Source organism: Pseudoalteromonas sp. NCCP-2140 (assembly GCF_023708065.1).
GTDB lineage: Bacteria > Pseudomonadota > Gammaproteobacteria > Enterobacterales > Alteromonadaceae > Pseudoalteromonas.
In genome coordinates this window covers 435200-456167 of record NZ_BRCZ01000003.1, presented here as the reverse complement: position 1 = coordinate 456167, position 20968 = coordinate 435200, and the positions used below count along the sequence as shown (strand labels likewise).

Annotated in this window: 16 protein-coding genes and 1 other RNA gene; 9 read left to right on the top strand and 8 right to left on the bottom strand. The window is 40.8% G+C overall.

Annotated elements, in window-relative coordinates:
- Nucleotides 1-76: 76 nt before the first annotated feature.
- Both sspA and NFU46_RS08690 read left to right on the top strand, forming a co-directional pair.
- Entirely contained in the window at nt 77-703 is a 627-nt protein-coding gene (gene sspA, locus NFU46_RS08695; protein ID WP_054554181.1) for a stringent starvation protein SspA, read from the top strand.
- Nucleotides 703-1143, top strand: a complete 441-nt coding sequence (locus tag NFU46_RS08690) for a ClpXP protease specificity-enhancing factor (RefSeq protein ID WP_054554182.1) — start codon at nt 703-705, stop codon at nt 1141-1143. Before sspA ends, NFU46_RS08690 begins: the two co-directional genes overlap by 1 nt.
- A 65-nt stretch (nt 1144-1208) precedes the next feature.
- Here the strand turns inward: NFU46_RS08690 and dolP are convergent, their stop codons facing one another.
- Genes dolP through NFU46_RS08670 form a run of 4 tightly spaced genes read right to left on the bottom strand, consistent with a single transcriptional unit; the run spans nt 1209 to nt 4681 of the window.
- Nucleotides 1209-1775: a division/outer membrane stress-associated lipid-binding lipoprotein gene (gene dolP / locus NFU46_RS08685; RefSeq protein ID WP_175078727.1), complete on the bottom strand. Its 567-nt coding sequence runs from the start codon at nt 1773-1775 to the stop codon at nt 1209-1211.
- On the bottom strand, nt 1775-2362 hold the full coding sequence (locus NFU46_RS08680) for an SIS domain-containing protein (RefSeq protein WP_054561085.1): 588 nt from the start codon (nt 2360-2362) through the stop codon (nt 1775-1777). The genes dolP and NFU46_RS08680 overlap by 1 nt, the downstream gene beginning before the upstream one ends.
- A gap of 32 nt (nt 2363-2394) precedes the next feature.
- Nucleotides 2395-2766 carry a YraN family protein gene (locus NFU46_RS08675; protein WP_251601209.1) on the bottom strand — a complete coding sequence of 124 codons (372 nt, stop codon included), beginning with the start codon at nt 2764-2766 and terminating at the stop codon, nt 2395-2397.
- Between the two features lie 37 nt (nt 2767-2803).
- Nucleotides 2804-4681 (bottom strand): penicillin-binding protein activator, encoded by a 1878-nt coding sequence (locus NFU46_RS08670; protein WP_251601207.1) that lies wholly within the window; start codon nt 4679-4681, stop codon nt 2804-2806.
- 61 nt (nt 4682-4742) lie between these two features.
- Here NFU46_RS08670 and rsmI point away from each other — a divergent pair, with 61 nt between their 5' ends.
- On the top strand, nt 4743-5600 hold the full coding sequence (gene rsmI, locus NFU46_RS08665; protein WP_251601205.1) for a 16S rRNA (cytidine(1402)-2'-O)-methyltransferase: 858 nt from the start codon (nt 4743-4745) through the stop codon (nt 5598-5600).
- Between the two features lie 42 nt (nt 5601-5642).
- Nucleotides 5643-5994, top strand: an RNA gene (gene rnpB / locus NFU46_RS08660) — RNase P RNA component class A.
- Between the two features lie 448 nt (nt 5995-6442).
- Here rnpB and NFU46_RS08655 read toward each other — a convergent pair.
- Nucleotides 6443-7582 (bottom strand): AraC family transcriptional regulator, encoded by a 1140-nt coding sequence (locus tag NFU46_RS08655; protein ID WP_251601203.1) that lies wholly within the window; start codon nt 7580-7582, stop codon nt 6443-6445.
- A gap of 267 nt (nt 7583-7849) precedes the next feature.
- Here NFU46_RS08655 and NFU46_RS08650 point away from each other — a divergent pair, with 267 nt between their 5' ends.
- On the top strand, nt 7850-10174 hold the full coding sequence (locus tag NFU46_RS08650; RefSeq protein ID WP_251601201.1) for a M20/M25/M40 family metallo-hydrolase: 2325 nt from the start codon (nt 7850-7852) through the stop codon (nt 10172-10174).
- Between the two features lie 249 nt (nt 10175-10423).
- Here the strand turns inward: NFU46_RS08650 and NFU46_RS08645 are convergent, their stop codons facing one another.
- Together NFU46_RS08645 and NFU46_RS08640 are read right to left on the bottom strand one after the other, a co-directional pair.
- Complete coding sequence (locus tag NFU46_RS08645; RefSeq protein WP_251601199.1) at nt 10424-12070, bottom strand: MASE1 domain-containing protein; 1647 nt, start codon at nt 12068-12070, stop codon at nt 10424-10426.
- Between the two features lie 17 nt (nt 12071-12087).
- On the bottom strand, nt 12088-12633 hold the full coding sequence (locus tag NFU46_RS08640; protein WP_235378295.1) for a hypothetical protein: 546 nt from the start codon (nt 12631-12633) through the stop codon (nt 12088-12090).
- 144 nt (nt 12634-12777) lie between these two features.
- Between NFU46_RS08640 and NFU46_RS08635 the strand changes: the two genes are divergently transcribed.
- The 4 genes from NFU46_RS08635 (at nt 12778) to NFU46_RS08620 (ending at nt 19080) form a co-directional block, all read left to right on the top strand.
- Nucleotides 12778-13416 carry a response regulator transcription factor gene (locus NFU46_RS08635; protein WP_251601197.1) on the top strand — a complete coding sequence of 213 codons (639 nt, stop codon included), beginning with the start codon at nt 12778-12780 and terminating at the stop codon, nt 13414-13416.
- Between the two features lie 184 nt (nt 13417-13600).
- Nucleotides 13601-13843, top strand: coding sequence for a YdcH family protein (locus tag NFU46_RS08630; RefSeq protein WP_054561078.1), 243 nt, complete (start codon nt 13601-13603; stop codon nt 13841-13843).
- A 172-nt stretch (nt 13844-14015) separates the two neighbouring features.
- Entirely contained in the window at nt 14016-16262 is a 2247-nt protein-coding gene (locus NFU46_RS08625; RefSeq protein ID WP_251601195.1) for a S46 family peptidase, read from the top strand.
- 139 nt (nt 16263-16401) lie between these two features.
- Nucleotides 16402-19080, top strand: coding sequence for a M14 family metallopeptidase (locus NFU46_RS08620; protein ID WP_251601193.1), 2679 nt, complete (start codon nt 16402-16404; stop codon nt 19078-19080).
- Between the two features lie 45 nt (nt 19081-19125).
- On the opposite strand, the gene NFU46_RS08615 is transcribed toward NFU46_RS08620, so the two are convergent.
- On the bottom strand, nt 19126-20952 hold the full coding sequence (locus NFU46_RS08615) for a metallophosphoesterase (RefSeq protein WP_251601191.1): 1827 nt from the start codon (nt 20950-20952) through the stop codon (nt 19126-19128).
- Nucleotides 20953-20968 lie beyond the last annotated feature (16 nt).

Sequence of the window (20968 nt, the reverse complement as noted above, 5' to 3'; positions counted from 1 at the left end):
TGGGCATTTTGAAAGGTAGTTTTGTGATAGGGGCTTAAGCCCCTATTGCTGTTTTTGTAATATAATGGAGGTAGGCATGGCCGTAGCTGCCAATAAGCGCCCTGTAATGACCCTGTTTTCTGGTGCTAACTGTATGTATAGCCATCAAGTACGTATCGTACTTGCTGAAAAAGGTGTAAGTGTTGACATTCACCTGGCTGAAAAGGATAACCTGCCAGAAGCACTTCATGAGATTAACCCTTACGGTACAGTACCAACACTGATCGATCGTGAGCTTGGTTTATATCAGGCAAACATCATCATGGAATACCTTGATGAACGTTTCCCTCATCCTCCACTAATGCCAGTTTATCCGGTTATGCGTGGCCGTAGTCGTCTGATGATGCATCGTATCGACACGGATTGGTATAGCCTAGCTAACAAAATCACTAGCGGTAGCAGCGAAGCTGCGCAAGCACGTAAAGAGCTTACAGAAGCGTTACTTGCAATTGCACCAATCTTCTCTGAAGCACCTTACTTCATGAGTGAAGAGTTCAGCTTAGTTGATTGTTACTTAGCACCACTACTTTGGCGTTTACCTGAGCTTGGCATTGAGCTTAATGGTGCAGGCGCGAAAGAGCTTAAAGAATACATGTTGCGTTTATTTGAGCGTGAATCATTCCAAGCTTCACTAACTGAAGCAGAGCGTGAGATCCGTTTATAATGACGCCTAATCGTCCTTATTTACTACGCGCTTTCTTTGATTGGATTGTTGATAATCAGTGCACACCACACTTAGTGGTTAACGCTGATTTTCCTGCTGTACAAGTACCAACACAGTTTGTGCAAGACGGCCAGATCGTTTTGAACATTAGCCCATCAGCGGTAACACAATTTGCAATGGACAACCAACAGCTGAGCTTTAATGCGCGCTTTGGTGGTCAACCAATGCAAGTGTATGTACCTATGGGTGCTGTGCTCGCAATTTATGCACGTGAGAATGGTGAAGGGACTGTATTTACTGCAGAAGAATTCATCGAGGACGAAGACGATTTTGCTCCGGTATTAGAAAGTGTTGAAACACCTGACGATATTACGCCAGATGATGAACCACCTGCTAAACCAGAGAAGAAAAAAGGCGCTCACTTACGAGTGATTAAGTAACCTTAGTCAGACAAAAGAAAACCCGCTATTAAGCGGGTTTTTTATTATTAATTCACTGTTTAGCGTTACAAATATTCAAACACTTTAATAACACGTTCAACGCCTGATACGTTACGTGCTACATCAACCGCTAAATTCGCTTCAGAATCGCTCACTAAGCCCATTAAAAAGACTTCGCCATTCTCTGTTACTACTTTGATGTTATTGCTGCTGATACTCTCTGTGGTGAGTAATTGCGTTTTCACCTTAGAGGTTAACCAAGAGTCGTGCGTTTGCGTACTCATGCCAATATTTGAACCAATGCGAATTTGGTTGTGGATTTTACGAATGCCATCAACGCCTTCAATAGCGCGTTGTGCTTCGTCTTTCATTTCTGCGTTAGCAACTTGACCAATCATAAGCACAATACCATTAACGCTGATGACATTAACGTTAGCATATTTGTGAAGACGCTCATTTTCGCTGATAGCAATAGAACTTTTAATTTCAATGTTGTTATCGTCGATTTGTGAACCTATCGTGCGGCGATCATTCGCAGCAGTTACAGCGCCTGCAGTACCGGCGACAACGGCAGCTGCACAGCCTTGCAGCAATAAAACGGTACCAAATACTAGTAAAGACTGTTTAAACATTAATTTTCTTCCTGTGGGAATAAGGTTAAATCGATAAGCTCACTGAGGCAGTGTAAATTCACTAAGTGTGACTCAACAATACGGCTTGGGCGTTTGGATGGAACACGAATTTCAACATCATTTGGGCCAAGTAAGCCAACTAATTCACCGCCGTCATCACCAACAAGCACAATTACTTTCATATCACGGGTCAGTGCCGCTTCAACGGCTGAGATAATCTGCTTTTCATTACCATTGACAGCAATTGCTAATAAAAGGTCGCCTTGCTGTGCAAATGCACGAATTTGTCGTGCAAAGGTTTCGTGCTCATCATTATTTGCGGCTGAGCCTAAGTTAACTTGATCTTGTGCAAGCGCAACTGCGGGTAGGCATGGGCGCTCGGTTTCATAAAAGTTAATTAACAGCCCAGCCATATGCTGTGCCAACATGTGGCAGCTAGGAGTGCCACAACACAGCAGTTTATTGCCGTTAATAAGACTTTGTGCAATGGTGAACGCTGCCGATTCAAGTGCGCTTGGCAGTACTTCACCTGCCGCTATTTGAACTTGAATATTTTCGGTAAAGATTTTTTTTATCGTTTCTTGCATAACCTACCAAATTAAGCCGACGCCAAACGGCGTTAGTAAACATTTTTAAACCAGTTTAGGGTGCTGTTAAGCTCACCTGTTATAGCGACATAATCTATACGCATTGCCTGGTGTGAGATCTTTTTCTCGGCAAGATAATGGCTAATTGTGCGCCGTAATCGTTGCTGCTTTTCTTTGCTGAGCGCATAGTTTGCACCACCACGCAGGGCATTTTTTCTAAACTTTACCTCTACAAATACCAGTGTTTGCCCGTCACGCATTATTAAATCGAGCTCGCCGTACTTGCATAAGTAATTGCGCTCAATGGCTTTTAAGCCATGTTGTATTAAATACTGTTCTGCCTGATGTTCGTAATACAGGCCTTTCTCGCGGCTATTTTGCCACAATTGATTAAACCACGACATAGCTTCATCCTTGAGCTAATTCTACGTTTAAAAAAGGTTATTCAGCGGCATTGATCCCAATAGCAGATTGCATAAATAGCGGGATTGGTTGCTCAGTCGCTAAATCAACCGCAATGATTTTCTTATTCTTGTACTGTGCCCAATCTAGGGTGCGTGTAACATAGCCATTACTAGCAATGCTTAATTGACCACTGATACCACTAAAGCGTTTGCCTTGTACCATACTCAGTTGTTTTACATCACCGAGCATACTGGCTGCATCGAACGCCATGGCAAATAAGCGCTGGCTTATATCAGCGTTTTCTGGCCATAAGCTTTCGTACTGTTGGCGTAAATTGTGTTGCTGAATTTGACCGTCAAGCATCCAAGGTAGTTCCGTAAAATAAAGGCCATCTAAATCGCCTTTATCGGTTCTATCAATTTGTTTACTGTGGCTTTTTGAGCTGGCATATAGTGGAATTCTATCTGCGAAGGTACTCACATTAACGTCTAAATATGGCTTGATTAAGCGAGTTTCGGTGGCATCACCCAAAATATAAATCACGTCAATATCGCTGCGCGAGCGAGTTTCACTCTCTACTTCTTGCTTAAATAATGATTTGACGACTTTAATACGCTCTTTACTTTGGTCTACTTCAAGTAAGCCTGTGATCGTTTTTGGCATATCGTCTTTACCAGAGTAAAGCCCTATTTGCGGTTTAACTTCGCTGTAGCGTTGCCATTGTGTATTGAAGTATTCAACTAAGCGCTGGCCGTTACTGTTATTTGGTGCTAGAAGCATCGGCTTTTGATAGCCCGCTGTTAAAAATCGCTCTAATGCTTGCTGAACTTCATGCTCAGGGCTTAGTGCAAAGAAAAAGTGCTGCTGTGAAATTCGCTCACCATCAAAGGTGTTTAAATGCATTACTGGGTAATCAACCAGTGTTTGTGCGCTAGTAAGCTTTTCGATATTGCTTTTTAAAAGTGGTCCAATAACAAAATCAGCATTAAATTCGCTGAGCTTAAGTGAGATCTCTGCAGCTGATAATGACTCATCAATAAATAGGGTTTGCTCTAATGACTGTCCATCTAAGGCCGCAAGAACACCGGCTTTTAAGGCATCACCTAATCGCTCATTAGCACCTGATTGTGGAATAAGCACAGCTAAACGGTTCACATTTAAAGGTTCAATTTGTACCAGCTCAGTCACTTTTTTTGGTAGTACCTCAGCGGCTGGATGACCTGGGTAGCGACGTAGCCAGTTATTCATTGCTTGGTGAAGTTCTACAGGCGCACCTAAATATACTTGATGATAAAGCGCTAAGTTAACCCAACCTTGTTGCACCACAGAGCCACGATTAAAGCGCTCAAGTGCGTACGATGAAAGCTGGGTTAGGCTTTGCCATAAATCTTTGTTTAAATTGGCAACGGTAAAGTTATTTTCGCTGCTAAGTGTTGATGCCTTAAAGTAGTAAGTCATCGCTTGTTTTGGCATACCTTGCGATGCATAAACGCGACCTGTTAAATATTGATGCCATGCTAGATGTTCAGGCTGGCTCAATTGTGGCTCAAGCTGTTGTAATTGCACCAGAGCTAAATCACTCTTACCTTGCTGCTCTTGCGCAAGGGCAATGTAAAGTTTGTTTTGAATTTGGTCGACACTTGGGGTTGCTTCTAGCTCAAGACAGATTTTTTCTAGCAGTGCCCAGCGCTCTTCGCTGATAGCCGCATCACGCGCGGTGTATAAAAGCTGGATTTTATCGGCACCTTGACGGTTTAGTGCCACTTGGTACATAGATTGTGCGTCGGTTAGTTGTGATAGAGCCGTACTCGATTGGCCCGATTGATTTTCTGCACTATTTCGAGGTTTTTCGGTTGTGCTACAAGCCGATAACCCTGACAATACAATTAATAGACTAACAAGTTTAAGTCGCACAATGATTTCCCGATACGTTAACGCGATTTGCTTATATTACTGACTGACGCAGGAGACCTCAATGTTAAATGAGGACAATTCAGATAAAATCGGCACTCTTTACATTGTTGCCACGCCTATTGGTAACTTTGATGACATCAGCCAGCGTGCCATCCAAACCCTATCTGAGGTTGACTTAATAGCCGCTGAAGATACTCGTCACACAGGAAAGTTGTTAAGCCATTTTAATATCAAAGCAAAAACCTTTGCTTTACATGACCATAACGAGAAACAAAAAGCGCAACAAATTGTAGATTGGTTAGAGCAAGGAATGAACATTGCGTTGGTATCTGATGCCGGCACGCCACTTATTAGCGACCCAGGTTATGCGGTGGTCAATTTATGCCGTGAACAAGGCGCGCATGTTACGCCAGTACCCGGAGCATGTGCTGCAATTACCGCTGTGTGCTGTTCTGGTTTACCAACAGATCGTTTTCAGTTTATTGGTTTTACACCAGCAAAGAGTAAAGCAAGGCAGACCTTTTTCATTGACGCGGTAAACTCAGGTATTACTAGCATCATGTATGAAAGTACCCACCGTATTATGGCGAGCCTTGATGATTTAGAAGCTGCGCTCGGTACAGAGCAGCCAGTAGTGTTTGCAAAAGAGCTTACTAAAACCTTCGAAACCTTTTTCAATGGCACAGTTGCCGAGCTAAAACAGTTTTTAACGGAAGATCCCACAAAGCAGCGCGGCGAAATCGTACTGATGCTACCGGGTAAAGCAAAGCAAAGTGACGACATTCCAGAAGATGCACGCCGTATGCTCGGTTTACTTGAATCTGAAATGCCACTGAAAAAAGCCTGTGGTGTTGTGGCTGAGTATTTTGGTTTGAAGAAAAACGCACTTTATAAAGCAATTATTGACGAAAAAGACTAATTCTTTACTGCATAGACGTGCGTGCTCAGGTATACTGCGCGCCGAGTCAGCCGAGATAATCGCTGCCTGCAACGAAAATGCGCAGGGGGAGGAAAGTCCGGGCTCCACAGGGCAGGGTGCCAGCTAACGGCTGGGGGGCGCGAGCCTACGACAAGTGCAGCAGAGAGGAGACCGCCAACTTTGGTTGGTAAGGGTGAAAGGGTGCGGTAAGAGCGCACCGGGCCACTGGTAACAGTTGGTTGCAAGGTAAACTCCACCCGGAGCAAGACCAAATAGGGTTCCTTATGGCGTGGCCCACGTTGGAACCGGGTAGGTTGCTTGAGCCATAGAGCAATTTATGGCCTAGACGAATGATTATCCACGACAGAACCCGGCTTATTGGCTGACTCACCAAATTACATAAAAAGCCTCGCAGCAATGCGGGGCTTTTTGCTATCTACATGGACACAAAATTAAGAAAATCCACTCCGCGCATACAAACAGCGGCTTACTGGCTGACTCACCAAATCATATTAAAGCCCGTAGTGAATGCTACGGGCTTTTTTCTTTCTATATCTTTACGTAATTAAGAAAACCCACTCCGCGCATACAAAACAGCGGATTATTTGCTGACTCACCAAATTAAAGAAAGCCCGCAGTGAAAACTGTGGGCTTTTTGCTATCTACATGCTTTGCCATTTGAAACAGAGGCTGATTCACAGTAAAGGTCCAAGGTGAGGAGTTATGAGCAGTCGTTGTTAATAAACTTACGGCTGATATCTATGAAATCATCGAAATTACTTCAAACCATTTACTTCTAATAATAAAGAGGGCTGATTTAGTTTTTGAGCTAAACTGTTTGATTAGCCGCTTTTATTAAGGGAGTCTTCGTTTGCTTTTTGGGAGCGAACTAATTTTTTATATTGTCCAGGTGTTTGGTCAGAATGTTTCTTAAATTCAGTATAAAATGAAGATTTACTATTAAAACCTACTTCATATGCAATATCGATTATTGCCATGTCAGTTTCACTTAAAAGGCGCTTGGCTTCAGTTATTCGAAACATGTTTACTAACTCATAATAGTTCCCTTGAGTTTGCTGATTAATTATTTGTGATAAGTGGTGCGTACTTAGGTTAAGCTGTGACGCAAGTAGCTTTAATGAAATGCTTGCATCTTTGTAAATTCCGGTTTCTAGCAGGGCTGTTAAGTCACAAATAACCTCAGATGCCTTTTTATTTGTTACTGAAGAACGGTATGCCTTATTGAATTTCGAACTTTGTTCCGTTGATTGAAAGTCATTGACGTTGAGGGGTTCTTTATATGATTTGCTTGTAGAAGCTTGTGACCAAGGATGTCCCAGAACGGGCAGATATTCATAGATGATACTTGCCAGAATAAGCATGGCAATGGTGACTATAGATAAAGCCCAAGTGAATTCACCTGGCAGCCTGATAAGGAAAAAAACAAATACGAGGGAAATGCACACACACATACTAATAAGTGCAGTTTTTAACTTGGTAATTTCCCTAAGCACATCAGTTTTCTTTTGATTTAGTTTGGTGTGTAGCTCCCGCCAGATTAATTGGAAGTAGAAAACTCCAATAGTCGCGATAATCCCAAAACGAGTAAAGCGCATTGGCGTCATTGAAAGTAGCCAGGATCTGTTCGTATTATCTAAAAATTCTATTTTTTCCTGATAATTAAGTACGTTATAAGGCAGCATAAGTGCAAGGTAAATCAATGGTAACAATAAATGCTTTAAGTCATTCTTATTGAATTCACTGTTAAGCCTAACGGATGATTTAAAAAATAAATAAAAAAATATCGGAATAGAGGCAGACAAAGGCCCCGAGAAAGAGAGAACGTATACTTTCCACTCCCTTATATTTTCTTCGAATAAAGCAAGCTCCAGTAGCAGGCTAATAAAGCCTAGCATCATCATCGTAAACATGACTTTAGCTTTACTATTTTGGTGCGTACTCACTATTGCTCTTGCAATCATAAAGCTGCCAACGGCAATAGCTAGACATAAAATTATGGTTATTAGCTTCATAGTAGTTCAGCACACTTATGCATTCTAATACCTGTTTGATTAATGCTCATTTTGTGTCGTTTATAAATAGTTACTAAGGTCTGAATTTATCGGGGTGGTTCAACACTTTGTTTTTAAAGTGAATTTATTTGGTGCTTGCCGATTGAAACGGTCGAGTATTTTGCTTCGCCTTTATAAGATAACTGAGCTGTAGTTAAAATAAAAGTGTGATAATTAATGAATAGTAATCTGAGTTCGTCTAAAAATTTTACCTGGTTGTTTTCCGTGCTAATGATAGTGCTGGCTATTTTTGTGGCGTTCTCTGCACAATTGCCTTCGGCGGATAATTACCAAAGTGGCAATGAAAAAGAGTTCTCCCAGCAAAATGTATTGAAGCATCTTAAAGTTATCAGTGGCGAGGCACATTATGTAGGGGCACCTGCTCATACTAAAGTGCGTAAATACTTGGTGGATGAATTAGAAGCACTAGGCTTAGAGGTCGAAACTTTCAAGCACTTATCGACCCACGGTCGTAGAACTGTTGCTGCATATACTAATAATATTATTACTAAAATTAAGGGTACTAGTGAGGGGAAAGCTCTCGCACTTGTATCACATTATGACTCTGGTACTCACTCATCTTTAGGTGCCAGTGACGCAGGGAGTGGTGTGGTAACTATACTCGAAGCTGTTCGCACCTTTCTTGCCAATGGAAAACAACCAACTAACGATATAATCATCGTTTTGACAGATGCAGAAGAGCAGGGCTTATTAGGTGCTGGTGCCTTTGTTAATTTTCATCCTTGGGCGAAAGATATCGGCTTGGTGCTTAATTTTGAAGCCAGAGGGTCTGGTGGACCAAGCTATATGCTGATCGAAACCAATGGCGGTAATAAAAGGCTTATCCAAGCGTTTAGAGAAGCTGATATTAACATACCCGTCGCTAATTCTTTGATGTATGCCCTGTATAAGTTATTACCCAACTCGACTGATTTAACGGTATTTAGAAAACAAGCGGATATTGATGGTTTAAACTTTGCCTTTATCGATGATCACTTCGATTATCATACAGTCCAAGACTCTTGGGAAAGAATCGATAGGGAGAGCCTAAATCATCAAGCTGACTACTTGATGGCATCACTTAACTACTTTGCGTATGCAGATCTTAGTCAGTTGAAATCTGAACAAGACATGGTTTATTTCAACTTCCCTGGCGTAAATATGGTGATATACCCTAATTCATGGGTTACGCCTATGGTGTTATTTGCGATAGTGCTATTTGTATTGCTCAGCTATTACGGATTTAAACAAAATTCGCTAACGATTAAGCAAGTGACTCTTGGCTTTGTGCCTCTTTTCACATCATTGGCCCTCGCAGGTTCTATAGGATATTTTGGTTGGCAATTACTATTGTTGCTTTTTCCTCAGTATGCCGATATTCCTCACGGCTTTACTTATAACGGCCATTGGATTTTAGCCTGTTTTGTCACTTTCACCTGCGCTACAACACTTTTCATTTATCAACTGTTTAGTAAAAAACTGTCGAGTAGTAACCTGTTCGTTGCCCCTATAGTGCTTTGGCTGGGTGTGAATGTAATGATTGCTCTTATGCTACCTGGCGCAGGATTTTTTATTCTGCCACTCTATTTAGCTCTAGCCTGCTTTGGATTAAATATTTTTAGTCAGATTGAACGACCAAAGCAGCTCATGTTGGCAAGTTTATTAGTAATACCTTCGGTTATGCTTTTGGCTCCCTTGATTCCTCTACTTGTTATTGGGTTGGGACTAAAGATGAGTATGATTGGCACCCTACTAACCAGCATGACGCTTATTTTACTTGTACCGGTTTTTTGCAACTACCCAAAAGGGAATAGACTAGCCATTGGTTTTAGTGTGTTATCTCTACTCTTTTTTGTTATATCGATCGCTCAGTCTGATTATACTGAGGAACGCAAAAAGCCTAATAGCGTGAATTATGTCTATGATCAAGATACCGATAGTGCTTTTATGATCAGCTACAATCGTACCCTAGATACGTTTACAAACCAGTTTTTTGATAAAGAGCCATCAGCAACTACTTGGGATGAATCTATCTATCCACAAAGCAGGCGAACAAAGGTGCGCTTTTACCAAGCAACGGACAAACTCGACATTAAGGCAGTTAAAGTTGAAGTTATAAAGGATGAGCTTACCGATAAATCACGAATATTAGAGTTATTAATTAGCCCTCAGAGAGAGCTTAATATTATTCAACTTGCCAGTAATATTGAAATGCCTATAAGTAAGTTGTCGGTTAATAGCCAAGCTTTCAGTAGCGAACCAGGTGCAGTAAAAGAGATTAAAAAAGGCTTTTTCTTTAAGTATGTATTAACTCACTCTCATGAAAAAGTAAGTGTAGAGCTCGTTGTTCCTAAAAATACAGAGTTATCATTAAAGGTATTCGAAACATCATTTGATTTGCTTGATAGACTAGATGATGTTCAAGCAAGGGAATCAATATATATGCCAGAGCCTTTTGTGATCAATGATGCCGTCATTATTGGCCAGTCTGTGAAAATTTAAACTTGAGTGGTTGAAAAACTTACTTTAAATCAGCTTAATCGAAGCTGTTAATGAGTTGGCTGACTTACTAAATTACATAAAAAGCCTCGGTATTTACCGAGGCGTTTTGCTTTCTAAATCTTAACTTGATTAAGAAAATGCCACTCGCTTATAAAACAAAACAGCGGATTATTTTTTGCATTAAAGTATACAAGGAGAGTGGGGAGAGCGGAGTTCTTAGCTGATTGCTATTATGGCCTAACCATTATGCTAAACAGTGAAATTTATCATTATTGTTAAACCACCACATTCACCATTTTTAAACAGAGTTTTACCTTTGAGCACTGAGACACGTTCGACGATCCCTAATACACCAAACCCGCCTTTAGAGTTTGAGTTTTTATGTTCAGGCAGGCCGATGCCGTTGTCACAAATAATTATCTCAAGTTCATTTTCTTGGTAAGTAATATCTATTGAAAACTCAGTGGCTAGAGAGTGCTTAACTGCATTGGTTGATGCTTCTTGGCATATACGAAAGATAGCGATTTTAAAATCATCATTTAAGCTATCTATCGGTCCAATTATTTTGCATTGATAAGCGATTCCAGCTTCATTTAGGTGCTCAGAGAATAACTCGCTTTTTAATGCTGCTTCTAAACCTAATTCGTCTAATAGACGAGGTCTCAGCCAGTGCATTAACCTGTATACCGAGTCATACATATGGCTTGAAACGTTTTGAAGTCTTGTAATTGTCGATGCTAACTCGTTATGGTTGGCTGTTTTCTTTTCTAATATTGCAATATTTGTTTTTAAAGCTGTCAGGTTTTGACCTATATCATCATGTAATTCTTGTGAAAGCTGGCTTCGCTCAGATTCTTGAACATTAACAACTTTAGTAGCTAAGTTTTGAGTTAACGTACTAAGTTCAATTAATTCTTTATTTTGCTCTAATAATGCGGATTTAGACTCATTTAATTCAGTAACAAATGCACTGAGCAAAAGAGCCAGAACGCTGTAACTTATTATGTAAAGTTGCGTAGTCAGGAGTAATTCGGTTTCATTCACACCATAGACGTTAATGAGCAAAGATATAACAGTTACACTTGCATAGCTCAGAGCACCTAAGGCCCCGTATCGATAGCTAAACCATATCAAAGGAAATATAGCGAGCATTCGCAAGAGGTAGAGTGATTTAGGTTCAAACAGGTAAACCCCAATAAAAACAGTGAGGCAAAAACACAGCTGCACTAAAAGCGTGCCAACTTCCTTAGTTATAAGTTTATTTAATTGCTGGTAAATTGTTTTAGCATGAAACGCGAAAAGCAACATGATAAGTGTCGTTATGATACCGCCAAGCTGATGAGCTAACATCATTTCAAAGCGATCTTCATCAGCAATAAGTCGGTATTTATTTTGGCTATCACTCGGTAAGATAATGAGCATTGATCGTATAAAGCGATATGAAATTGCAATAAATAATACTGTAACAGCACTTTTAACAGTTTGAATATCTAGTCGAACTTTGAAAAGCTTTGCCAGCACAAGAGGAGTAAGAATCAAAAACTCTCGGCATGCATAGCTAACCAGTCTATAGAGGAGATCATCAAGAGGAACATCATAAAAATACCAAACATAACTGATTTGTCCTAATGTAAAACCTACTGCTAATGCGGGCCAATAACGTAAAGGAAAAAACAGATAACAAACTACTCTGAAGCCAACCGGAAAGTACCAACTAACAAAGTCCTCGTACACAACATAGTTAAAGGAAAATAAATAAAGACTATTTTCGATAACTGGCGCAATTAAAACTATTAAGCACGAAAACAATGCAAACTTTACTATGTCACTGCGCTGGGTGCTCTTCAACTTGAGAGCTAGCGGAACAAAGTAATTTTTGTTGAAGACTCTATCCATGAGTAAGCATAACCTTTTTATAATATATAAACTTGCGTCGTATCAAACTGTTGTTTGGCGCTAGGGTTACACAAAGTATAACGTTGTGTAACTTGAATTTCAGCTTTATTTCCAATGAGTTGTAATAAATGCCCTTTAGCAATATCTGACATATTACGCTTATGTTTTACAATCACTTCACGACCTAAAGCTCCTTGCAAGCGTGGTTTAGGGAAAGCTGTTTTGGTTACCGGCTTGATATGCTCGCACTGAGTAAAATAATCTAAACATTGCTGTTTTGCATTATTGATGGTCTCATCGTTACTTTTAATTATGTCTACATTTTTGATGAAATGAACAAACGCGGCATTTCGTGAAGTGAAGTTAGCCGTAACATTAGCTAAGGCTTTTGATTCTGGCCATTTACGCATGACTACATATTTATTTTTACCTGTTTTGACTAGGTTAGTAGACCCTTTTGTCATCTTACTTGTCCATTCAATACGATAATTTGACTCACCAATGTAATGTAGTAATACAGTGATGTTTTGAAAGTGGCTTGTTTCCCCTGCTATTTTTTTCATGGCTATTTCCTTGTCATTTTGGGTAAGCTTACAAGGAGATAAACAATAAAATTATTTCCACTTTTCTTAGTCTTATAAGAATTTTTCTTACCTTAGTGCGCTACTCCCGCGTTATAATCGGATTAATCAGTACATGGAGTTGTTATGAAATTTGCGCTTATTGACGATCATCAAATGGTAAGGGAAGGTTTTAAGGCTCTCATCGAAGAAGAAGAGCCTGATTGGCAAGTTAGCTTTGAAGCAAGTAGCTACAGTGAGTGTCTACAAAACTTAGGTGATATTGATATAGATTGCTTCGTCATCGATATTTCGCTGCCAGATAGAAATGGGTTAGAAGTTTCTCAACTAATTGGCGAAAAGCTACCAAGTGCTAGGCGTATAATTTTAAGTATGTACGAGGAAAAATCTTACATTCAAAGAGCGTTAGACATAGGTGTTGATGCTTATCTATCGAAACGAGATGCAGCTGAAGAGTTAATAACAGCAATACATTCTATCTTTAAAAACCAACTATTTTTAAGCCCATCAATCAACACGCATTTCTTAAAACCTCAAAAAACTGACAGTGTATTAAACAAACTGACGCCAAGAGAATTAGAGGTTTTTAAGCTACTTGCACAGGGTTTTAATGCGAAACAAGTTTCGCAAGTGATTGATATAATGCCTAAAACAGCTCATGTTCATCGTGCCAGCATTATGAGCAAACTGAACTTAACTTCGCAAATTCAAATTACTAAACTGGCTCTTGAAAAAGGGGTGATTCTTATTGATGACATAGGGTAAATCCATTCCGTTTTGTATGCTGTTTATCAATTGCTTAAGTTATCAAAAACGGAAATTTCTAGTTTAAACGCTATATTTTCTGAATCGTTGTGATTATTGATCTCGGACAAGGTTACTGCGTTGACTCTGTATGTTGCAGTGGTACAGTGAAATTGAACTTAAATTCTAGCTAAAGGAGTTGCCCATGCTAGGCGAAAAACACTCGTTATTGAATGAATTCCCAGAGTTTAATGAATTAATCCATAGCCTCGCGAAACACGATGCTCACTTCAAGAAAACCATGCAACGTTACGATGATATGGATAAAGAAATTCGCTCTCTTGAGTTGCAAGACTCTCCAATAGAAGATGCGGACATGCATGAAAAGAAGCATCAACGCGCCGTGCTAAAAGATGAACTTTATGACTTTTTAAAAGCCAATGCTTAATAAATGAATCGAATAATGCTCCTGCTAACGGTAGGAGCTTTTTCACTCCTCTATTTTTACTCTCCAATCGTATTTAATCGCAATATCCCTTTACTCAATCAAGGTTATGGTAGTCTTAGCGCGATTTTTTAAGGCAACAATGGAATAGTGCTTTGCACTGACTGGGATTAACATGATTAAAAAAAATATTATTACTACTTCATTAGCACTTATGGGTGTTGTCGCTGTAGGTAGCGCACACGCTGATGAAGGGCAGTGGCAACCGCATCAATTAAAACAATTACAAAGCGAGTTTGACCGCGTTGGTATCGAATTACCGGCTTCACAAGTGGCAGATCTTAACCAATATCCACTCAATGCAGTGGTTGGTTTAGGCTATTGTTCAGCGTCATTTGTGTCACCAAAAGGCTTAGCGGTAACTAATCATCACTGTGCTTATGGCGCGATCCAAAATAACAGCACACCAGAAAATAACTTAATTGAAAAAGGCTTTTTAGCAGCTGATTTATCAAAAGAGCTACCAGCAGGCCCGCAAGAGCGTTTGTATGTAACAGAACAAGTGGATGATGTCACTGAGCGCGTATTGGGTAACTTACCTGCAGATCTACACGGCAAAGCGCGTTATGAAGCGATTCAAGCAAACCGCAAAGCCTTGATCAGTGAGTGTGAGTCAGATCCTAACTACCGTTGTACGGTACGTGATTTCCACCATGGCTTAGAGTACTTTATGATCAAGCAACTCATGATCAAAGATGTGCGCTTAGTGTATGCTCCGGCAGAAGCGCTGGGTAACTTTGGTGGTGACATCGATAACTTTGAATACCCACGTCATACGGCCGATTTTACCTTTGTACGTGGTTATGTTGGTAAAGATGGAAAACCTGCTGATTACAGCGAAGATAACGTACCTTATGAGCCAAAGTCGTTCTTAAAAGTGAATGCGAGCGGCGTAAGCTTAGGCGATGGTGTGCTGGTGGCAGGTTACCCTGGTCGCACTAGCCGCTATAAACTAGCAGATGAAGTAAATTATTCAGCGAGTTGGTATTACCCGACATTGCTAAATACTTACAACATGACTCTTGATGTGATTGCCAAGCAGAGCAAAGGCGATGAGCAAGCACAAGTTAAATATGCCTCTCGTGTAAAAAGTACTAACAACCGTTTAAAGAAACTGGAAGGCTTACAAGATGGCTTTAAAGTAACGGATATTCCGGGTATTAAAGCTGCGCAAGAACAAGAATACTTAGCTTGGTTTGCACAAAGTGCTGAGCGTAAAGCTTACGCAGATTCATATCACGCATTAAAGTCATTATTAGTAGAAGCGCACGCACAGCAACAAAGCCATTTTTACTTTGATTACGCAAAACGCGCAGACTTATTAAGTACGGCAATTCGTTTATACCGCTTAGCTAAAGAAAGCGAAAAGCCAAATGCAGAGCGCGAAATGGGTTATCAAGAGCGCGATCTTCCTATGCTTAAAGCGCGTTTAGAGCGTTTACAAAAACAGTTTACGCCTGAAGTCGATAAAGCCTTATGGTTAAGCTACTTAGGTAACTATTTAGCGCAAGATAAAGCAGCGCAAGTTACGGCATTAAACGACGGCTTAGGTATTACAGATACCACAACACAAGCTGAGCTTGATGCGATTATTGCTTCTTTTTATGCTAATACAGAGCTTACAGATGTAGAAGCACGTGTTAACTGGATTGGTAAATCTGTCGCAGAGTTTGAAGCATCAAACGACCCATTCATAAAGTTAGCTGTTGCTCTATACGATACCAACATGGCACAAGAAGCTGATAAAAAAGAAATGGCGGGTCGCTTAGCAGAAATTCGCCCGCAGTATATGCAAGCCGTGATCGCTTTCAATAATGCTAAAGGTAAGCCAGTTTACCCAGATGCAAATGGCACACTACGCGTAAGCTATGCACAAGTTGATGGTTACCCAGCGGCAGATGCTGTGTATAAAACACCTTTTACATCACTACGTGGTTTAGTGGCTAAACACACAGGTGAAAAACCATTTGTTGTTACCGATAAAGTACTTGAAGCTTACAAAAAGCAAGCGTTTGGCGCGTACTACCGCGGTGACTTAGGTTTGCCTGGCGTAAGCTGTAGTTTATTTAGCTTTGGTTGTGAGCCACAAGCGGCTAAACCTCTTGAAGTTAACTCAGTACCAGTCAACTTTTTAAGTAGCGCTGATACCACAGGTGGTAATTCAGGTTCACCAGTCATGAATGGTAAAGGTGAATTGGTGGGTCTTAATTTTGACTCGACTTATGAATCAATCACCAAAGATTGGTACTTTAACGCCAAAATTACCCGTGCTATTCACGTTGATATTCGATACATGCTTTGGTTAATGGAAGAAGTTGATAACGCAGGTTACCTACTTGATGAAATGACCCTAGTTAAATAGCTCCGCTATGTTAATAATAACCGCAGCAATCGCTGCGGTTTTTTTATGTCTTTAATTTTTGCCAATCTAACGTTTTTAATTTGTTTATTTTCAATACTTTTGTAATGTACAAAGCAGATACTTTTAATTGGGAAAAATAATGAGCGCCAAACAAATAATAAAAGCCATTTCAGTGAGTGTTGTGGCAATAACGGCAAGCTTTAATGCCAGTGCAGCGAATACCGAAGCAATGTGGCCGGGCACGGCTTATAATCAGCAAATACCAACATTTAAACAAGTACTCGGATACGATGTAGGTGAGCGTATCACCAATTACAACGATATGCGTCGTTATTTAAGCGCTTTAGAACAAGCAGCGCCTGATCGTATTAAAGTGTTTAAGTACGCAAACAGCTGGGAAGGTCGTGAACTGGTTTATGCGGTGGTTGGCACTGCGGAGCATATTCGCTCATTAGAAACTCTCGCCAATAACACCCAAGCCTTGGCTGATCCGCGTATTACCTCTGAAAAAGAAGCTAAGTCGCTAATTAAAAATTTACCGACGTCTGTGTGGCTTCAGTATGCAGTGCACGGTAATGAAATTAGCTCAACCGATGCTGCATTATTTACTGCATATCACTTATTAGCAGCCCCGAATGATGCCGTTAACAGCAAAATTTTAGATAACACAGTGGTGTTTATCGACCCATTACAAAATCCTGATGGCCGTGAGCGTTTTGTTACTCGTTATTATGCGACCGTGGGTCTTGAGCACAGTGCAGATAGGTTAAGTGCAGAGCATAATGAGCCGTGGCCAAGAGGCCGAACAAACCATTATTTGTTTGATATGAACCGTGATTGGTTAGCGCTTACTCAGCCTGAAAGTAAGGGCAGAGTGGCTGCAATCAATAAATATAAACCACAAGTGGTGGTTGATATTCATGAAATGGGTGGCGACCAATCTTACTACTTTGCACCGGCTGCTCAGCCATTTAATCCGCATATGACGAAAACTCAAATCGCTAACATGGATGCGATTGGGCAAAATCACGCGAAGTATTTTGATGAGTTTGGCTTTGATTATTTTACCCGTGAAATTTTTGATGCCTTTTACCCAGGCTACGGTGATAGCTGGCCAGTATTTTATGGTGCATCAGCATCAACTTACGAAGTAGGCTCTGCACGTGGCCACGTGTTTGAGAAAAATACCGGTGAACTACTCACCTATTTTAATACTGTAAAGCGTCAATTTGTGGCCTCAATTTCGACCGCCGAAGGGGCTGCCAACCAACGTGAAAAACTACTAGGTGACTTTTATCAATATCAAGTTGATGCAATTGATTCGGGTAAAGATAGCAAAGAGCGTGTTTATATTTTACCTAAGCAAAGTAACCGTGAAGGCGCTCATAGACTCGCAACCTTAATGGCTGAGCATGGTGTTGAAGTTAAACAAGCAACTGAAGACTTCAAAGCCTGTGGCGTTAAATACAAAGCGGGTAGCTATTTTATTGATACCGCACAGCCACGCGGGGTATTTGTACGTACCACATTTACAGACCAAGTAGATATGGCTGAAGCATTTGTAAAAGAGCAAGAAAGACGTCGTGCTCGTAACCTAGGTGATGAAATTTACGATGTCACAGGTTGGTCGCTGCCGATGATGTTTAATGTTGATAGCGATAGTTGTGGTCGCGCTGTTAGCGCAGATAGCAAAGCGGTTCAGGCCGACGACACATTGCTTGGTAAAGTTAATAATCCAGAAGCCTCAGTGGCTTATATTGTTGCTTGGGGTGATACGGCCGCAGCACGCTTTTTAACAGCAGCACTGCAAGCTGGCATTAAACTGAAAAGTGCTGATCAAGCATTTGTATTAGGTGATAAAACTAACTACCCAGCGGGTAGCTTAGTAATCGAAAAGCGTCTAAATGATAAAGACTTACTGACTAAAATTAGCCAAATTGCTGAGCAAACTGGTGCAATAGTTGATGGGGTGGATTCAAGTTGGGTGATTGAAGGCCCAAGCTTTGGTAGTAACAAAACAGTGCCTATGGTGGCACCAAAAGTGGCGATTGCATGGGATGCAGCCACTCGTGAACTAAGCGCCGGTAACACTCGTTTTGTTATCGAAAGACAGCTTGGCTACCCGGTGACAGCTATTCGCACACCCATGCTTGCTTGGGCTGATTTAAGTGATTACCAAGTGCTTATTTTACCAGAAGGTAATTACGAGCAAGCACTCGGTAAATCGGGGGCGGCTAATTTAAAAAGCTGGGTTGAAGCGGGTGGCGTGTTGATTGCCTTAGGTAATGCTAACCGCTTTACCACTAATGCTGATTACGGTTTGTTAGATGTTAAACGCGAGCAAGCTTACCGAGAAGATAAAGCAAGCAGCAGTGATGATAAAAGCAGTAAAGTGGCAGGGCAGTTATTCACTTCTCGCGATGATTTAAAAGCAGCGAGCATTGAGCCACATACATCGCCAGACTATGTAGCTGGTGTACTTGCAAATGTTGAAGTAGACCAAGAGCATTGGTTAACCGCTGGGGTTGATAAAGACCTTGTTGCGGTAGCTTACGGTAATGATATTTACACGCCAATAAAACTGAACTCAGGTAAAAACTTAGCCTGGTTTACAGGTAAAGATGATGTGCTAGCAAGTGGTTATCTATGGCAGCAAAATAAAGCACAGCTTGCGTATAAGCCATTGCTTGTTCATCAACCGCAAGGCAAAGGCATGGTGATAGGCTTTACACAGTCACCAACCTACCGTGCTTACCTTGAGGGCATGAATGTACTGTTAACTAACACGATTTTCCGTGCTGCAGCACATGCTCAGTAATAACTAAGTACAATAAAGACGGCACCTACTTAGGTGCCTTTTTTATTAAGGGCGACATGCTTTTGCTGGTTTGTTTGCATTCAAGTTTAAATCAATCATCAAGCAGCGATCGTTTTCGCCATCTGCTAGCTTTTCAAAAATCATAAGCGCTTTGCTAAGACCTATCTGTAGCGTACAAACATCAACGGTTTGTGCTATTTCCCCAACATCTTTGGGTATACATTGCCCCATTGTATTTAATTGCTGGGCCATGACTTTGTAAGCTTTTAGGTGTGTTTTAGGAATGTCCTCAAATGCCAAAGCCCCAGCATTCCTGAGTAAATAAAAATCGCGTATGAACTCAAATAGAGTGACTCCTTTTAGTACGCGCTCAGAGTGTTGTGTTAAAGGCTTGTTTATTGGAGTGTCGTATAATCCTAATAGCTCGTGGAAACTGAATGAGAGTAACAAGCTTCTAAAACTTTTAGGCCATTCTCTTGGTATAAAACGCCAACGCGTAAGGCCTGCGAGATGCCGCAAAGTAAACTGGTGATAGTCTTCACTATCTAGGATATCTGCAAGCCATTTTTCATCTGGCTTATGCTCTGCTAAGTAACTGTATTCTTTTTCATAGACAGGGAATAGCGTGTCAAAGTCAGCAATAGAATCAAGAAGTACTGTATCAACTTTGGCTTCACTGCCTATGATGCTGACCAATTTATACGCCGGACGGTATGCACTTATTGAAGGAGCTTGAATATTATAGAGGGTATTTTGTGCAGTTTTAATCAAGCTGGTATCATTCATATGCATATGGCCGCCTATATGCAAACGTAGTCCAGTTTCCGCTAAGCTCGCTTGTGTATTGCTAGTTGGCTCTCTGATTAGCTGAAAAGCATCGCTGCCATACAGCTCTTTAATCGATGCACTTTGTTGATCGTAAAACTCACCCATCGGAAAATGGCTAAATGCAATAAGCGTTTTATTTTGCTTTTTTGCTGCACTCACAATTTGCTTTATCCAAGTTATTAAATATGGTTTTTCCGTAAGTACTTTATTGTATCCAGCGTTTCCAGAGCCTTTGAATGTTAGTTGGTTGTTTTTAAACTCAGGTAAATACACATTGGCATCTATAGCTAAAAGCCACAATCCAGCAACGGGTTCCACTAGATAACTGGTGTCGGGGATCATGACGCAGTGTTGTTTATCCTCGCCACACTGTTGATATTGGCGTTCTGACAAGGCTGCATGATCACTTGCAAAAGGTGTTTGCCAAAGCAAATCTTGGCTACTAGGCATTAAACCAAAATCAGCCATAGCAGAGACAATCTCTTGATAGCCACCATGAACAATGCCATCATCGCAAAACAATGTGTCGTTCTGTGACGCTTTACAGTTTCTATGATCTCGGCTAAAAATAGCAACTTCGCGTCCTTCATCGTTCAAAAAGTCAGACTTACCTGCCGCGGTTTTTATTGGTTTAACAGGATCATGGTTTCCTGGAATAGCAAAAAAACGCATGTCGTAGCGTTTTGTGTAATCATTTAATAATGCTTTTAGCCCCTTTAGGTGAGCGGGCTGTCCATCGTCAGTAAAGTCTCCGGGTAAAGCGACTAATTTCACACCGCGTTCGGCAATATCATCTAAAGCTGCTATCAGAGCAAAGTAGTTTTCATTAAAAAGTCGCGTTGAGTGAAGCTGTGCTTTCATACTGCGAATTGTAACGGGTTTGGTTTGGCTACCTAGTTTTACCCCTTTAAAGCCGCTTTGGCTAAAGTCAGCATAGATATCGTGAAAATGAACATCGGGAATAAATGCAATTTGTGTGTTTAGCTCTTTGCCATAGGTTTGAAGCGTCACAAAAAGCAGTGTAAATAGCGTAAATAATCGCATTTAAGTTGCCTTGCTG

Bases quoted from the DNA above. Each gene is read 5' to 3' on its own strand.
- sspA (WP_054554181.1), top strand. From the start codon at position 77: ATGGCCGTAGCTGCCAATAAGCGCCCTGTAATGACCCTGTTTTCTGGT.
- NFU46_RS08690 (WP_054554182.1), top strand. From the start codon at position 703: ATGACGCCTAATCGTCCTTATTTACTACGCGCTTTCTTTGATTGGATT.
- dolP (WP_175078727.1), bottom strand. From the start codon at position 1,775: ATGTTTAAACAGTCTTTACTAGTATTTGGTACCGTTTTATTGCTGCAA.
- NFU46_RS08680 (WP_054561085.1), bottom strand. From the start codon at position 2,362: ATGCAAGAAACGATAAAAAAAATCTTTACCGAAAATATTCAAGTTCAA.
- NFU46_RS08675 (WP_251601209.1), bottom strand. From the start codon at position 2,766: ATGTCGTGGTTTAATCAATTGTGGCAAAATAGCCGCGAGAAAGGCCTG.
- rsmI (WP_251601205.1), top strand. From the start codon at position 4,743: ATGTTAAATGAGGACAATTCAGATAAAATCGGCACTCTTTACATTGTT.
- NFU46_RS08655 (WP_251601203.1), bottom strand. From the start codon at position 7,582: ATGATTGCAAGAGCAATAGTGAGTACGCACCAAAATAGTAAAGCTAAA.
- NFU46_RS08650 (WP_251601201.1), top strand. From the start codon at position 7,850: ATGAATAGTAATCTGAGTTCGTCTAAAAATTTTACCTGGTTGTTTTCC.
- NFU46_RS08645 (WP_251601199.1), bottom strand. From the start codon at position 12,070: ATGGATAGAGTCTTCAACAAAAATTACTTTGTTCCGCTAGCTCTCAAG.
- NFU46_RS08640 (WP_235378295.1), bottom strand. From the start codon at position 12,633: ATGAAAAAAATAGCAGGGGAAACAAGCCACTTTCAAAACATCACTGTA.
- NFU46_RS08635 (WP_251601197.1), top strand. From the start codon at position 12,778: ATGAAATTTGCGCTTATTGACGATCATCAAATGGTAAGGGAAGGTTTT.
- NFU46_RS08630 (WP_054561078.1), top strand. From the start codon at position 13,601: ATGCTAGGCGAAAAACACTCGTTATTGAATGAATTCCCAGAGTTTAAT.
- NFU46_RS08625 (WP_251601195.1), top strand. From the start codon at position 14,016: ATGATTAAAAAAAATATTATTACTACTTCATTAGCACTTATGGGTGTT.
- NFU46_RS08620 (WP_251601193.1), top strand. From the start codon at position 16,402: ATGAGCGCCAAACAAATAATAAAAGCCATTTCAGTGAGTGTTGTGGCA.
- NFU46_RS08615 (WP_251601191.1), bottom strand. From the start codon at position 20,952: ATGCGATTATTTACGCTATTTACACTGCTTTTTGTGACGCTTCAAACC.